The sequence below is a fragment of the Butyrivibrio sp. genome (assembly GCF_017940685.1).
Taxonomy (GTDB): Bacteria; Bacillota; Clostridia; order Lachnospirales; family Lachnospiraceae; genus Butyrivibrio.
On the sequence record NZ_JAGAYD010000120.1, the window covers coordinates 1 to 14317 of the forward strand.

Annotated in this window: 10 protein-coding genes and 1 other annotated feature; all 10 genes read left to right on the forward strand. The window is 44.4% G+C overall.

What is annotated here, in order from left to right; translation table 11 throughout:
• The coding region (gene rplK, locus J6I68_RS07605) for a 50S ribosomal protein L11 (RefSeq protein WP_292219149.1) at positions 1–402 on the forward strand (402 nt) is incomplete at its 5' end.
• A gap of 13 nt (positions 403–415) precedes the next feature.
• Positions 416–1105 (forward strand): 50S ribosomal protein L1, encoded by a 690-nt coding sequence (rplA, locus tag J6I68_RS07610; RefSeq protein ID WP_292219152.1) that lies wholly within the window; start codon positions 416–418, stop codon positions 1103–1105.
• A gap of 180 nt (positions 1106–1285) precedes the next feature.
• On the forward strand, positions 1286–2566 hold the full coding sequence (locus J6I68_RS07615; protein ID WP_292219155.1) for a CapA family protein: 1281 nt from the start codon (positions 1286–1288) through the stop codon (positions 2564–2566).
• Positions 2567–2612: 46 nt separating this feature from the next.
• Positions 2613–2744 (forward strand) — a sequence feature (ribosomal protein L10 leader region).
• Positions 2745–2767: 23 nt separating this feature from the next.
• Positions 2768–3337 carry a 50S ribosomal protein L10 gene (gene rplJ / locus J6I68_RS07620; RefSeq protein ID WP_292219157.1) on the forward strand — a complete coding sequence of 190 codons (570 nt, stop codon included), beginning with the start codon at positions 2768–2770 and terminating at the stop codon, positions 3335–3337.
• 65 nt (positions 3338–3402) lie between these two features.
• Positions 3403–3780 (forward strand): 50S ribosomal protein L7/L12, encoded by a 378-nt coding sequence (gene rplL / locus J6I68_RS07625; protein ID WP_292219159.1) that lies wholly within the window; start codon positions 3403–3405, stop codon positions 3778–3780.
• A 203-nt stretch (positions 3781–3983) separates the two neighbouring features.
• A complete protein-coding gene (rpoB, locus tag J6I68_RS07630) occupies positions 3984–7847 on the forward strand; it encodes a DNA-directed RNA polymerase subunit beta (protein ID WP_292219162.1) in 3864 nt (1287 codons plus the stop codon).
• Positions 7848–7907: 60 nt separating this feature from the next.
• Positions 7908–11633 carry a DNA-directed RNA polymerase subunit beta' gene (gene rpoC, locus J6I68_RS07635; RefSeq protein ID WP_442861723.1) on the forward strand — a complete coding sequence of 1242 codons (3726 nt, stop codon included), beginning with the start codon at positions 7908–7910 and terminating at the stop codon, positions 11631–11633.
• A gap of 129 nt (positions 11634–11762) precedes the next feature.
• On the forward strand, positions 11763–12182 hold the full coding sequence (gene rpsL / locus J6I68_RS07640) for a 30S ribosomal protein S12 (protein WP_026515647.1): 420 nt from the start codon (positions 11763–11765) through the stop codon (positions 12180–12182).
• A 145-nt stretch (positions 12183–12327) separates the two neighbouring features.
• The gene (rpsG, locus tag J6I68_RS07645) at positions 12328–12798 is read left to right on the forward strand and encodes a 30S ribosomal protein S7 (protein ID WP_013281752.1); all 471 of its coding nucleotides are present in this window, start codon (positions 12328–12330) and stop codon (positions 12796–12798) included.
• Positions 12799–12848: 50 nt separating this feature from the next.
• On the forward strand, positions 12849–14317 hold a 1469-nt coding region (fusA, locus tag J6I68_RS07650), incomplete at its 3' end, for an elongation factor G (protein WP_292219175.1).

Sequence of the window (14317 nt, forward strand, 5' to 3'; positions counted from 1 at the left end):
ATTAAGTTACAGATCCAGGCTGGTAAAGCAACACCAGCACCACCAGTTGGACCAGCACTTGGTCAGCATGGTGTAAACATCGTTGAATTCACAAAGCAGTTCAACGCACAGACAGCAGATAAGGGTGACGTTATCATCCCTGTTGTTATCACAGTTTATGCAGACAGAAGTTTCACATTCATCACAAAGACTCCACCTGCAGCAGTTCTTCTTAAGAAGGCAGCTAAGATCCAGAAGGGTTCAGGAGTTCCTAACAAGACAAAGGTTGCAACAGTTTCTAAGGAAGACATTAGAAAGATTGCAGAGACCAAGATGCCTGACCTTAATGCAGTTGACATTGAGGGTGCTATGAGCATGATCGCTGGAACAGCACGTAGCATGGGAATCGTAGTAGAAGACTGATGGAGGATGAGAGATGAAACACGGAAAGAAATATGTAGAAGCTGCTAAGCTTATCGATAAGACTCAGCAGTATGAAGCTGCAGAAGCTATTTCTCTTGTTAAGAAGTCAGCTACTGCAAAGTTTGATGAGACAGTAGAAGCTCACATCAGAACAGGATGTGATTCCCGTCACGCTGATCAGCAGATCAGAGGCGCTGTAGTTCTTCCTAACGGAACAGGTAAGGAAGTTAAGGTTCTTGTTTTTGCTAAGGGAACAAAGCTTGATGAGGCTCAGGCAGCAGGCGCAGATCATGTTGGTGGCGAGGAGCTTATTCCTAAGATTCAGAATGATGGATGGCTTGATTTTGACGTTGTAGTTGCAACACCTGACATGATGGGCGTTGTAGGACGTCTTGGTAAGGTACTTGGACCTAAGGGTCTTATGCCAAACCCTAAGGCTGGTACAGTAACAATGGATGTAGCTAAGGCTATCGCTGATATCAAGGCTGGTAAGATCGAGTACAGACTTGACAAGGCTAACATCATCCACGTTCCAGTTGGAAAGGCATCTTTCACAGAGGAGCAGCTTGAGCAGAACTTCAACGCTCTTATGGATGCTATCACAAAGGCTAGACCTTCATCAGTTAAGGGACAGTACTTAAAGAGCATCACACTTGCTACAACAATGGGACCTGGTGTCAAGGTTGTTGCTAACAAGTACTAATGCTCGCGTAAGCACGAGGAATGTGGACATGCTTGCATGTCCATATGACGACGCTCGCGGGATCGCATCCGAAGGGTGCGATATATAAATTTGTGAACTTGAGGCGGATCACTTCGGTGGTCCGCTTTTCTTGTGTCTTGAAACTGGAAAGGTACAATATGTTGTGTTATACTTATAGCCATGAGGAAAAAAGGTTATTATGATCAGGACCACTGGACTGATAATATCAGTATAAAGAAACTTATGCAGAAGCCACAGACAGTGGCTTTTCTGATGACTTTTGCTATTGTGCTGGCGATAGGTATCCCAGCTCTTTTTATTGTGAAGAGTTTTAAACACTCTGGAAGCAGCCAGCAATCTCTTTTCGCAAGTAAGTGGGAAGTGATCCCAGAGGCTGGTATTGCCATGAATGCAGCAGTTACAGACGAGGAGTCTGCCCACAAGGCTGCAGTCATATTTGAGGGTGATGAGGATTACACCCATGTGATCGGAGCAGGAGATGAGGATACAGTCACCATTGGATTTGCGGGTGATATTCTTTTTGATACAGGCTATGCTGTTGGGGATGCATTCAGGAGAGCGGGCAACACAGCAGAGGGAGTTGTTGGACAGAGCCTTCTTGAAAAGATGAGGGGCGTAGATATAATGATGGTCAACAATGAATTCCCTTATTCCAATGGGGGAACTCCCACAGAGGGAAAGACCTACACCTTCAGAGCAGCGCCTGAGAGCGCATCTATACTTAATACCATGGGTGTTGATATAGTGGGACTTGCCAACAATCACGCTTACGACTACGGCCAGCAGGCTTTTCTTGATACAATGGCGGCTCTTGACAGTGCCGGTGTTGACTATGTCGGTGGAGGAGCTACTATTGAACAGGCTTCTCACCCAGTTTACTATATAACAGACAATGGGATGAAGATTGCCATCATCTGTGCAACGCAGATAGAGAGACTTGATAATCCGGATACAAAAGGTGCAACAGAAACTTCTCCTGGAGTATTCAGGTGCCTGAATGACTCTCTTCTACTTGAAAAGGTAAGAGAAGCCAGAGAGAGAAATGCTTATGTGGTGGTATTTATCCACTGGGGAACAGAGAGCACTACTGAGATAGATTACCTTCAGCGTGATCAGGCAAAAGAGATCGCCGACGCCGGAGCAAATCTTATAATAGGTTCACATCCGCACGTTCTTCAGAAAATCGATTATGTTGATGGGGTGCCAGTGGTTTACAGTCTTGGCAACTTCATTTTCAATTCCAAAAGTCTTGATACAGGAATGGTCATAACAACACTTCATAAGGATGGAACTGTAAATCTTCAGTTTGTTCCGGCTCTACAAAGCGGCTGCACAGTTACGGAAGCAGCCGGGTCTGAATATTCAAGGATCCTTAATGAAATGGCGGCTATGTCTCCTGGTGTGAACATAGATGGAAATGGCTACATCAGTTCCAAATAAAAAAGTGCTTGACAATAGATAGTCTATGTGTTAACTTATACAAGGTCGTTAGAAAGATGCCATGCCGAAGACAGCAGGTGTTCCGCAAGGAACGTAATGAGAGATCGCCTGCCGAGGAAAAGTTTGAAATAGACTTTTATGCCTCTCGATGTCTTCGAGAGGCTTTTTTTCGGCGGTATAATTCTATAAGGAGGTAAAAAGATGGCAAAGGTTGAACTTAAGAAACCTGTAGTAGAAGAGATCTCAGCAAAGATCAAAGATGCTCAGGCGCTCGTACTTGTAGATCACCGCGGACTTACTGTTGCGCAGGATACAGAGCTTCGTAAGAAGCTTCGTGAAGAAGGCGTAACATACAAGGTGTACAAGAACACAATGATGAACTTCGCTTTCCAGGGAACTGACTTCGAGCAGCTCAAGGATCTCTTAAATGGTCCTTCAGCAATGGCTGTTTCAGAGACAGATCCTGCAGCACCAGCTCGTGTACTTTATGAGTTTGCTAAGAAGGCTAAGGCTCTTGAGATTAAGGGTGGTGTAATCGAGGGTAAGTTCTACGATGCAGCTGCAATGGCTGAGATCGCAACTATCCCTGCAAAAGAAGTTCTTCTTTCAAGATTGCTTGGTTCTATGCAGTCACCTATCGCAAACTTCGCTCGCGTTATCAATCAGATCGCAGAGAAAGGTGGCGAGGCTGCTCCTGCAGAGGAAGCAGCACCTGCACCAGCTGAAGAAGCAGCTCCAGCTGAGACAGCAGAAGCACCTGCAGCAGAGTAATTTACTCTTTGCAGTAAACTAACATTTATTTATTGAAAATTACTAATTATATGGAGGAAAATATAATGGCAAAGTTAACAACAGCAGAATTTATCGATGCTATCAAAGAGCTTACAGTACTCGAGCTTAACGATCTTGTAAAGGCTTGCGAGGAAGAGTTTGGCGTATCTGCAGCAGCAGGCGTTGTAGTTGCAGGTCCTGCAGCAGGCGGCGCAGCAGCTGGTGAAGAGAAGACTGAGTTCAACGTAGAGCTTACAGAGGTTGGTCCTAACAAGGTTAAGGTTATCAAGGTTGTTCGTGAGCTTACAGGTCTTGGACTTAAGGAAGCAAAGGATCTCGTTGATGGAGCTCCTAAGATGGTTAAGGAGAACGCAGCTAAGGCTGAGGCTGATGATATCAAGGCTAAGCTTGAGGCTGAGGGTGCTAAGGTTACTCTTAAATAATATTTTGCTTAACGAGGCCGGACATGCGATTGCATGCCCGGTCTTTTGTTTTGTAAAAAACTTCTTGACAGTGCTTTTTCTTGGTCGTATAATGGACAATGCACTATTGTGGTGCAGTGGGACTTTTTGCGCACTTTTTTAGTGTGCTTTGTTTTGGTCCTCACTAATCCACTAAAAAATATAAAGAACGGGGTGAAATGTCAATGGAAAAAAACAGATTACATCCTACCGGCTCTGGTAAGAATCTTCGTATGAGTTTCCAGCGCCAGAAGGAAGTCCTGGAGATGCCTAACCTGATTGAAGTTCAGAAGAACTCATATCAGTGGTTTCTTGACGAAGGCTTGAAGGAAGTCTTCGATGATATCTCTCCAATTGAGGACTATAGCGGCAAGCTCAGTCTGGAATTTGTTGATTTCAAGCTTTGTGAGGATGAGATTGACAAGAACAAGAACACTATTGAGAAGTGTAAAGAGAGAGATGCTACATTCGCAGCTCCATTGAAGGTAAAAGTTCGTCTTCACAACAAGGAGAAGGATGAGATCACAGAGCATGAGATTTTCATGGGCGATCTTCCTCTTATGACAGCTACCGGAACTTTCGTTATCAATGGCGCAGAACGTGTAATTGTCAGCCAGCTCGTACGTTCCCCCGGTATCTATTACGATATAACCTATGACAAGATCGGTAAAGAACTCATGGCTTGTACTGTTATTCCTAACAGAGGTGCATGGCTTGAGTATGAAACCGATCCTAATGACGTATTCTACGCAAGAGTAGACAGAACAAGGAAGGTACCTGTTACTGTCCTTATTAGAGCGCTCGGAATTGGAACCAATGAAGAGATCCTTGAGCTCTTTGGCGATGAGCCTAAGATCCAGGGAAGCTTTTCTAAGGATTCTTCTACTGATTATCAGAGCGGTCTTCTTGAGCTGTACAGAAAGATCCGTCCTGGTGAGCCTCTTTCTGTAGAAAGTGCTGAGAGCCTTATCACAGCTATGTTCTTTGACCCTAGAAGATATGATCTTGCCAAGGTAGGTAGATATAAATTTAATAAGAAACTTCATTTCAAGAATCGTATCAGCGGACATGTTCTTGCTGAGGACGTTGTTGATGAGACAACTGGCGAGATGATCGCAGCTGCAGGTACTAAGGTTGACAGAGCACTTGCAACAGAGATCCAGGACAGTGCTATTCCTTATGTAATCCTTCAGGAAGAGGAGCGCAACGTCAAGGTTCTTTCTAATATGATGGTTGATATCACACACTTTATCGAGTGTGATCCAGCTGAACTTGGAATTACTGAGAACGTTTATTATCCAGTTCTTAAAGAAATCTTAGAGGAGTACACAGCTAAGAACGATCCTGAGGGTCTTGCAGAGACACTCAAGAAGAGAGTTCATGAGCTTATTCCTAAGCATATAACCAAGGAAGATATCATTGCTTCTATTAACTACAATATCCATCTTGAGTATGGTATTGGTAATGATGATGATATCGATCACCTTGGAAACAGACGTATCCGCTGCGTTGGTGAGCTTTTACAGAACCAGTACCGCATCGGCCTTTCAAGACTTGAGAGAGTAGTTCGTGAGAGAATGACAACTCACGATACAGAGGAAGTTTCTCCTCAGACTCTTATCAATATCAAGCCTGTACAGGCAGCAGTTAAGGAGTTCTTCGGTTCATCACAGCTTTCACAGTTCATGGATCAGAACAACCCTCTTGGCGAGCTTACACACAAGAGACGTCTTTCAGCACTTGGTCCTGGCGGTCTTTCAAGAGACAGAGCCGGATTCGAGGTTCGAGACGTTCACTATACACACTATGGACGTATGTGTCCTATCGAGACACCTGAAGGTCCTAACATCGGTCTTATCAACTCCCTTGCAAGCTATGCAAGAGTTAATGACTATGGATTTATTGAGGCACCTTACCGTAAGGTAGACAGAACTGATCCTGAGAACCCAAGGGTTACAGATGAGGTTGAGTACCTTACAGCTGATGAAGAAGATAACTATCATGTAGCTCAGGCTAACACACCTCTTGATGAAGAGGGACACTTCAAGAGGAAGAACGCTTCTGGAAGATACAAGGATGAGACATCTGAGTATCCTAAGACAATGTTCGAGTACATGGACGTATCTCCTCGTATGGTATTCTCAGTTGCTACAGCACTTATTCCATTCCTTGAGAACGACGATGCTAACCGTGCGCTGATGGGATCAAACATGCAGCGTCAGGCAGTACCTCTTTTAACTACTGAGGCTCCAGCCGTTGGAACAGGTATGGAGAGAAAGGCAGCTGTTGACTCTGGTGTATGTGTTGTTGCAAGAAAAGCAGGAACTATCGATTTCGTAGATAGTAAGCTTATACAGATGACATATGATGACGGTGAGAAGGAAGAGTATCACCTTATCAAGTTCCAGAGATCTAACCAGAGTAACTGCTACAACCAGAGACCAATCGTATTTAAGGGCGACCACGTAGAGGCTGGACAGGTTATTGCAGACGGTCCTTCAACTTCACAGGGTGAGCTTGGCCTTGGTAAGAACCCTCTCATCGGATTCATGACTTGGGAAGGTTACAACTACGAGGACGCTGTTCTCCTTTCAGAGAGACTTGTTCGTGATGATGTATTTACATCTGTACATATTGAAGAGTACGAGGCAGAGGCTAGAGAGACCAAGCTCGGACCGGAAGAGATCACTCGTGATGTTCCTGGTGTCGGCGATGATGCTCTTAAGGATCTTGACGATCGCGGAATCATCCGTATCGGTGCAGAGGTTCGTGCTGGTGATATCCTTGTAGGTAAGGTTACACCTAAGGGTGAGACAGAGCTTACGGCAGAGGAGAGACTCCTTCGTGCAATCTTCGGTGAGAAGGCAAGAGAAGTTAGAGATACATCTCTTAAGGTTCCTCACGGTGAGTACGGTATCGTAGTTGATGCCAAGGTATTCACAAGAGAAAATGGCGACGAGCTTTCACCTGGTGTTAATCAGGCAGTTCGCATCTATATCGCTCAGAAGAGAAAGATTTCTGTTGGTGATAAGATGGCTGGTCGTCATGGTAACAAGGGTGTCGTTTCAAGAGTACTTCCTATTGAGGATATGCCATATCTTCCTAACGGTAGACCTCTTGATATCGTACTTAATCCATTGGGCGTACCTTCACGTATGAACATTGGTCAGGTCCTTGAGATCCACCTTTCACTTGCTGCTAAGGCCCTGGGATTCAATATTGCAACTCCTATCTTTGACGGAGCTAACGAGATTGATATTCAGGATACTCTTGAGCTTGCCAATGATTATGTTAATACTTCATGGGAAGAGTTCGAGGCTAAGTATAAAGACCTCGTTCATCCTGAAATAATGACATACCTCTATGAGAACAGAGATCACAGAGAGCTCTGGAAGGGTGTACCTATCCATGCAGATGGTAAGGTTCAGCTCCGTGACGGTAGAACAGGTCAGAAGTTTGACTCACCTACAACAATCGGACACATGCATTACCTCAAGCTCCACCACCTGGTTGACGATAAGATCCATGCTCGTTCAACTGGTCCTTACTCACTTGTAACTCAGCAGCCACTTGGTGGTAAAGCTCAGTTCGGTGGACAGCGTTTTGGTGAGATGGAGGTTTGGGCACTGGAAGCTTACGGTGCAGCCTATACACTTCAGGAGATTCTTACTGTTAAGTCCGACGATGTTATCGGACGTGTTAAGACTTACGAAGCAATTATCAAGGGTGACAACATTCCTGATCCTGGCGTTCCAGAATCATTCAAGGTTCTTCTTAAGGAGCTCCAGTCACTTGGTCTTGATATCAAGGTACTTCGTGAGGACAACACTGAAGTAGAGATTATGGAAAGCGTTGATTATACAGATTCTGATTATCGTTATGAGATCGAAGGCGATACTCAGGGACGTGATTACAAATCAGAGGGATTTGAGGCTAACGGATATACACAGCAGAGCTTTAATGAAGAAGGCGAGCTTGAAAACGTAGCATCAGATGAAGATTATGCCGATGATTTTGATGATTCAGAAGGGTCATTCGACGAAGAGTAATTGTTAACTGTTAATTGACGACTAAACATAGAAAAGAGGTTACGGATGTCTGATTCAACAATGAATAAAGCAATAAATGAAGCTTCAAGTGGAAGAGTTTCACAGCAGCAGACTTATCAGCCAATGACATTTGATTCAATCAAGATCGGACTTGCATCTCCAGAGAAGATCAGAAGCTGGGCTCACAAGGTAGATGATGAGAACAGAGGTGAGGTTACCAAGCCTGAGACCATCAACTACAGAACCCTTAAGCCTGAAAAGGATGGTCTTTTCTGCGAAAGGATCTTTGGACCTACTAAGGACTGGGAGTGTCACTGCGGTAAATACAAGAAGATTAGATATAAGGGAGTTGTCTGCGACAGATGCGGAGTTGAGATCACAAAATCCAGCGTTCGTCGTGAGAGAATGGGCTATATCGAGCTTGCAGCTCCTGTTTCACACATTTGGTATTTCAAAGGTATACCTAGCAGAATGGGTCTTATCCTTGACCTTTCTCCTCGTGTACTTGAGAAGGTTCTCTATTTTGCATCTTATATAGTACTTGATCCAGGTGAGACAACCCTTGAGTACAAGCAGGTTCTCTCTGAGAAAGAGTATCAGGATGCCAGAGAAGAGTTCGGCGGAAAGTTCCGTGCAGGAATGGGCGCTGAGTCTATCAAAGAACTTCTCCAGGCTATTGATCTTGAGAAGGAATATGCAGAGCTTAAGGAAGGCCTTGATACATCAAGTGGCCAGAAGAGAGCAAGGATCATCAAGAGACTTGAGGTTGTTGAGGCATTTAGAGAGTCTGGCAACGATCCAGCATGGATGATCATGGATTGCATTCCTGTAATCCCACCAGATCTTCGTCCTATGGTTCAGCTTGATGGTGGACGTTTTGCTACATCAGATTTAAATGATCTTTACAGAAGGATCATCAACAGAAATAACAGACTTAAGAGACTTCTTGATCTTGGTGCGCCTGATATCATCGTTCGCAACGAGAAGAGAATGCTTCAGGAAGCTGTTGATGCTCTTATCGATAACGGTAGAAGAGGAAGACCTGTAACAGGACCTGGTAACAGAGCCCTTAAGTCTCTTTCAGACATGCTTAAAGGTAAGTCTGGACGTTTCAGACAGAACCTTCTTGGTAAGCGTGTTGACTATTCAGGACGTTCCGTTATCGTAGTAGGACCAGAGCTTAAGATTTATCAGTGTGGACTTCCTAAGGAAATGGCTATCGAGCTGTTCAAGCCTTTCGTTATGAAGGAGCTTGTATCAAGAGGAATTTCACAGAATATAAAGAATGCCAAGAAGCTTGTTGAGCGTCTCGATGAGCAGGTTTGGGATGTACTTGAGGATGTAATCAAAGAGCATCCAGTTATGCTTAACCGTGCTCCCACACTTCACAGACTTGGTATCCAGGCATTTGAGCCAATCCTTGTAGAAGGTAAAGCGATAAAGCTCCATCCTCTTGCATGTACACCTTTCAACGCCGACTTCGATGGTGACCAGATGGCTGTTCACCTTCCACTGTCAGTTGAGGCTCAGGCTGAGTGCAGATTCCTTATGCTCTCACCTAATAACCTTCTTAAGCCTTCAGATGGAGGCCCTGTAAACGTTCCTACACAGGATATGGTACTTGGTATCTACTACCTTACACAGGAAAGACCTGGTGCCATGGGCGAAGGAAAGTGCTTCAAGAGCGTTGACGAGGCAATTCTTGCTTACGAGAATGGTTATATCACTCTCCAGACAAGAGTTAAGATCAGAATGGAAAAGAAGAACGCTGAGGGCGAAGTTGTTTCCGGACTTGTAGAGTCTACCCTTGGAAGATTCCTCTTTAACGAGATCATTCCTCAGGATCTTGGATATGTTGACAGAACTGATCCTGAGAACTTCTTAAAACTTGAAGTTGACTTCATGGTTGGTAAGAAGCAGCTTAAGCAGATCGTTACAAAGATGATCAATACACATGGTACTTTCGCTACAGCAGAAGTACTTGATGATATTAAGGCTACAGGTTATCACTACTCAACTCGTGCAGCCATGACAGTTTCAATCGCTGACATGACAGTGCCTGCGTCAAAGCAGATGCTCCTTGACGAAGCACAGGCTACAGTTGATGCTATCGCAGCTAACTACCGCCGTGGTCTTATTACAGATGAAGAGCGTTACAGCGAAGTTGTTAACACTTGGATGGATACAGATAAAAAGCTTACAGAAGAGCTGCTTGCTGGTCTTGATAAGTACAACAACATCTACATGATGGCTGACTCTGGTGCCCGTGGATCTAACCAGCAGATTAAACAGCTGGCTGGTATGCGTGGACTTATGGCTGATACAACAGGACGTACAATCGAACTTCCTATCAAGTCAAACTTCCGTGAAGGTCTTGACGTTCTGGAGTACTTCATGTCAGCTCATGGTGCTCGTAAGGGACTTTCTGATACAGCGCTCCGTACAGCGGACTCTGGTTACCTTACACGACGAATGGTCGATGTATCACAGGAACTTATCATCCGCGAGGTTGACTGCTGTGCAGGTAAGGAAGTTATTCCTGGAATGACTGTTAAGGCATTTAAGGATGGAAAAGAAACCATCGAGCCACTTTCAGACAGAATCACAGGAAGATATGCTTGTGAGACCATCAAGGATAAGGACGGCAATGTGATCGTTAAGAAGAATCACATGATCACTCCTTCAAGAGCAGCTAAGATTCTTTCAGTTGGTGTTAACAGCAAGGGCGGTCCTGTAGAGGCAGTTAAGATCAGAACAATCCTTACATGCCGTTCACACAACGGAATCTGCGCTAAGTGCTACGGCGCTAACATGGCAACAGGTGAGGCTGTTCAGGTAGGTGAGGCAGTAGGTATCATCGCAGCTCAGTCAATCGGTGAGCCTGGTACACAGCTTACTATGAGAACATTCCACACTGGTGGTGTTGCCGGTGGAGATATCACACAGGGTCTTCCTCGTGTAGAGGAGCTTTTCGAGGCTAGAAAGCCTAAGGGACTTGCAATCATCTCAGAGCTTGAAGGCCATGTAGAGATCAGAGATACTAAGAAGAAGCGTGAAGTTGTAGTTACTAATGAGGAGACAGGCGAGTCTAAGGCTTACCTTATTCCTTACGGATCACGTATCAAGGTATTAGATGATACAAACATCGAAGCAGGTGATGAGCTTACAGAAGGTTCTGTAAATCCTCATGATCTTCTCAAGATCAAGGGAATCCGTGCAGTTCAGGATTATCTCCTTAGAGAAGTTCAGAGAGTATATCGTCTCCAGGGTGTTGATATCTGTGATAAGCATATCGAGGTCATTGTACGTCAGATGCTTAAGAAGGTAAGGGTAGACGAAAGTGGTGACACTGAGTTCCTTCCTGGAACACTTGTTGATGTACTTGACTTTGAGGATAGCAATGAGGCTCTTATCTCAGAGGGCAAGAAGCCTGCAGAAGGCAAGCAGGTAATCCTTGGTATCACTAAGGCTGCTCTTGCAACTAACTCATTCCTTTCAGCTGCTTCATTCCAGGAGACCACTAAGGTTCTTACTGATGCAGCCATCAAGGGTAAGGTTGATCCATTGATTGGTCTTAAAGAGAACGTTATCATTGGTAAGCTGATTCCTGCTGGAACAGGTATGAAGAGATACAGAAGCACAGCTCTTAACACAGACGCTAACTTCAAAGATCCTGAGAAGCTCATTCTCAAAAAGAGAAGAAGAGACTTCGACGATGAGGTGGCTTCAGTTAAAGAAGACATCGATATCGAGGATGACAACGACGAGGTTGACTCTGAAGAATAAAAAGTTGTCATAAAAAATTTAGTTGACAACGAAAATAATAGTATTTATAATTCTTAATTGCGTGTATTGACAAAGGGGTAAACTATGCCCCTTTGTCTTATGCATATATCAAAATAGGAGGTAAAAAGAATGCCAACATTTAACCAGTTAGTTAGAAAGGGTCGTCAGACATCTGTTAAGAAGTCTACTGCACCTGCTCTTCAGAAGGGTTTCAACTCTCTTCACAAGAAGGCTACAGCAACAGCTTCTCCTCAGAAGCGTGGCGTGTGCACAGCTGTTAAGACAGCTACCCCTAAGAAGCCTAACTCTGCTCTGAGAAAAATCGCCAGAGTACGTCTTTCTAACGGTATTGAGGTAACCAGCTACATTCCTGGTGAGGGACACAACCTTCAGGAGCATAGCGTAGTTCTCATCCGTGGTGGAAGAGTTAAGGATCTTCCTGGTACAAGGTATCACATCATCAGAGGTACCCTTGATACAGCAGGAGTTGCCGACAGAAAACAGGCTCGTTCTAAGTATGGCGCTAAGAGACCTAAGGCTGCCAAGTAATCATTGTATCTATTAACAGATCTAATTAGATAGTGTTGGGATTCTTTTTCTATATTATTTCGTAATATAAGCAGTAAGAAAACCGCACGAACACTTAATTAGTGAGTACCTATGAATTTAGGAAATACTAAAGGAGGGAAGAACCGTGCCGCGTAAAGGACATATTGTAAAACGTGACGTATTAGCGGATCCTTTATACGATAACAAGGTTGTAACCAAGCTTGTCAACACAGTTATGCTTGATGGCAAGAAGGGCGTTGCCCAGAAGATCGTATACGGTGCATTCGCACAGGTAGAGGAGAAGGCTGGTAAGCCTGCTCTTGAAGTATTCGAGGGAGCTATGAACAACATCATGCCTGCTCTCGAAGTAAAAGCTAGACGTATTGGTGGTGCTACATACCAGGTTCCTATCGAGGTTAGACCAGATAGACGTCAGGCTCTTGCACTTCGCTGGCTTGTTAATTTCTCAAGAGCTCGTGGCGAGAAGACTATGGTAGACAGACTCGCTTCAGAGATCATGGATGCATACAACAACACTGGTGCAGCCGTTAAGAGAAAAGAAGATATGCACAAGATGGCAGAAGCAAACAAGGCGTTCTCACACTACAGATTCTAATTTCTGTTGTGAATTGACGTTGGTTTAATTATTTATAGGAGGAATTACCTTTGGCTGATAGACAATACCCATTGGAGAGAACCAGGAACATCGGTATCATGGCTCATATTGATGCTGGTAAGACTACTCTTACAGAGCGTATTCTTTACTATACCGGTGTTAACTACAAGATTGGTGAGACCTATGAAGGAACTGCAACCATGGACTGGATGGAGCAGGAGCAGGAGAGAGGTATCACAATCACATCTGCAGCTACAACTTGCCACTGGACACTTCAGGAAAACGGCAAGGCTAAGCCAGGCGCTTTAGAGCATCGTATCAATATTATTGATACACCTGGTCACGTTGACTTTACTGTTGAGGTTGAGAGATCACTTCGTGTACTTGATGGCGCTGTAGGTGTATTCAGCGCAAAAGAAGGCGTTGAGCCACAGTCTGAAAACGTTTGGCGTCAGGCTGATGGATTTAATGTTCCTCGTATGGCATTCATCAACAAGATGGATATCATCGGAGCAAACTATTTCGGAGCTGTTGAACAGATCCGTAACAGACTTAAAAAGAACGCTATCATGATCGAGATTCCTATCGGAGCTGAGGATCAGTTCCAGGGTATCATTGACCTGTTCGAGATGCAGGCTTACATCTATAATGATGATAAGGGTGAGGATGTTACTATTGGTGAGATCCCTGCTGATCTTAAGGATGATGCTGAGCTTTATCACTCAGAACTCGTTGAGAAGATCTGCGATCTTGATGAAGATCTTATGATGGAGTACCTTGAAGGTAACGAGCCTTCTGTAGATGCTCTTAAGGCTGCACTTCGTAAGGCTACTTGCGAGTGTAAAGCATTCCCTGTTTGCTGTGGTTCTGCCCACAAGAACAGAGGTATCCAGAAACTTATCGATGCTGTTATCGAGTTCATGCCTTCACCACTTGATATCCCTGCTTGTAAGGGTACAGACATGGATGGCAATGAAGTTGAGGTTGAGTCAACAGATGATGGCCCATTCGCAGCTCTTGCATTCAAGATTGTCAGCGATCCATTCGTAGGAAAGCTTGCATTCTTCCGTGTATATCGTGGTACAGCTAATTCTGGATCATATGTACTTAACAGTACAAAAGACAGCAAGGAACGTCTTGGACGTATTCTTCAGATGCATGCTAATAAGCGTTCTGACCTTGATAAAGTATATTCAGGTGATATCGCTGCAGCAGTAGGTCTTAAGAATACAGTAACTGGTGATACACTCTGCGATGAGAAGAACCCAGTTATCCTTGAGTCTATGGAATTCCCTGATCCTGTTATCGAGCTTGCTATCGAGCCTAAGACTAAGGCTGGTCAGCAGAAACTTGATGAGGCTCTTATGAAGCTTGCTGAAGAAGATCCTACATTCAGAGCTCATACAAACCCTGAAACAGGTCAGACAATCATCGCTGGTATGGGTGAGCTTCACCTTGATATCATCGTTGATAGACTTCTTAGAGAGTATAAGGTTGAGGCTAATGTAGGTGCTCCTCA

Bases quoted from the DNA above. Each gene is read 5' to 3' on its own strand.
- J6I68_RS07615 (WP_292219155.1), top strand. From the start codon at position 1,286: ATGAGGAAAAAAGGTTATTATGATCAGGACCACTGGACTGATAATATC.
- rpoB (WP_292219162.1), top strand. From the start codon at position 3,984: ATGGAAAAAAACAGATTACATCCTACCGGCTCTGGTAAGAATCTTCGT.
- rplA (WP_292219152.1), top strand. From the start codon at position 416: ATGAAACACGGAAAGAAATATGTAGAAGCTGCTAAGCTTATCGATAAG.
- rplL (WP_292219159.1), top strand. From the start codon at position 3,403: ATGGCAAAGTTAACAACAGCAGAATTTATCGATGCTATCAAAGAGCTT.
- rpsL (WP_026515647.1), top strand. From the start codon at position 11,763: ATGCCAACATTTAACCAGTTAGTTAGAAAGGGTCGTCAGACATCTGTT.
- rpoC (WP_442861723.1), top strand. From the start codon at position 7,908: ATGAATAAAGCAATAAATGAAGCTTCAAGTGGAAGAGTTTCACAGCAG.
- rplJ (WP_292219157.1), top strand. From the start codon at position 2,768: ATGGCAAAGGTTGAACTTAAGAAACCTGTAGTAGAAGAGATCTCAGCA.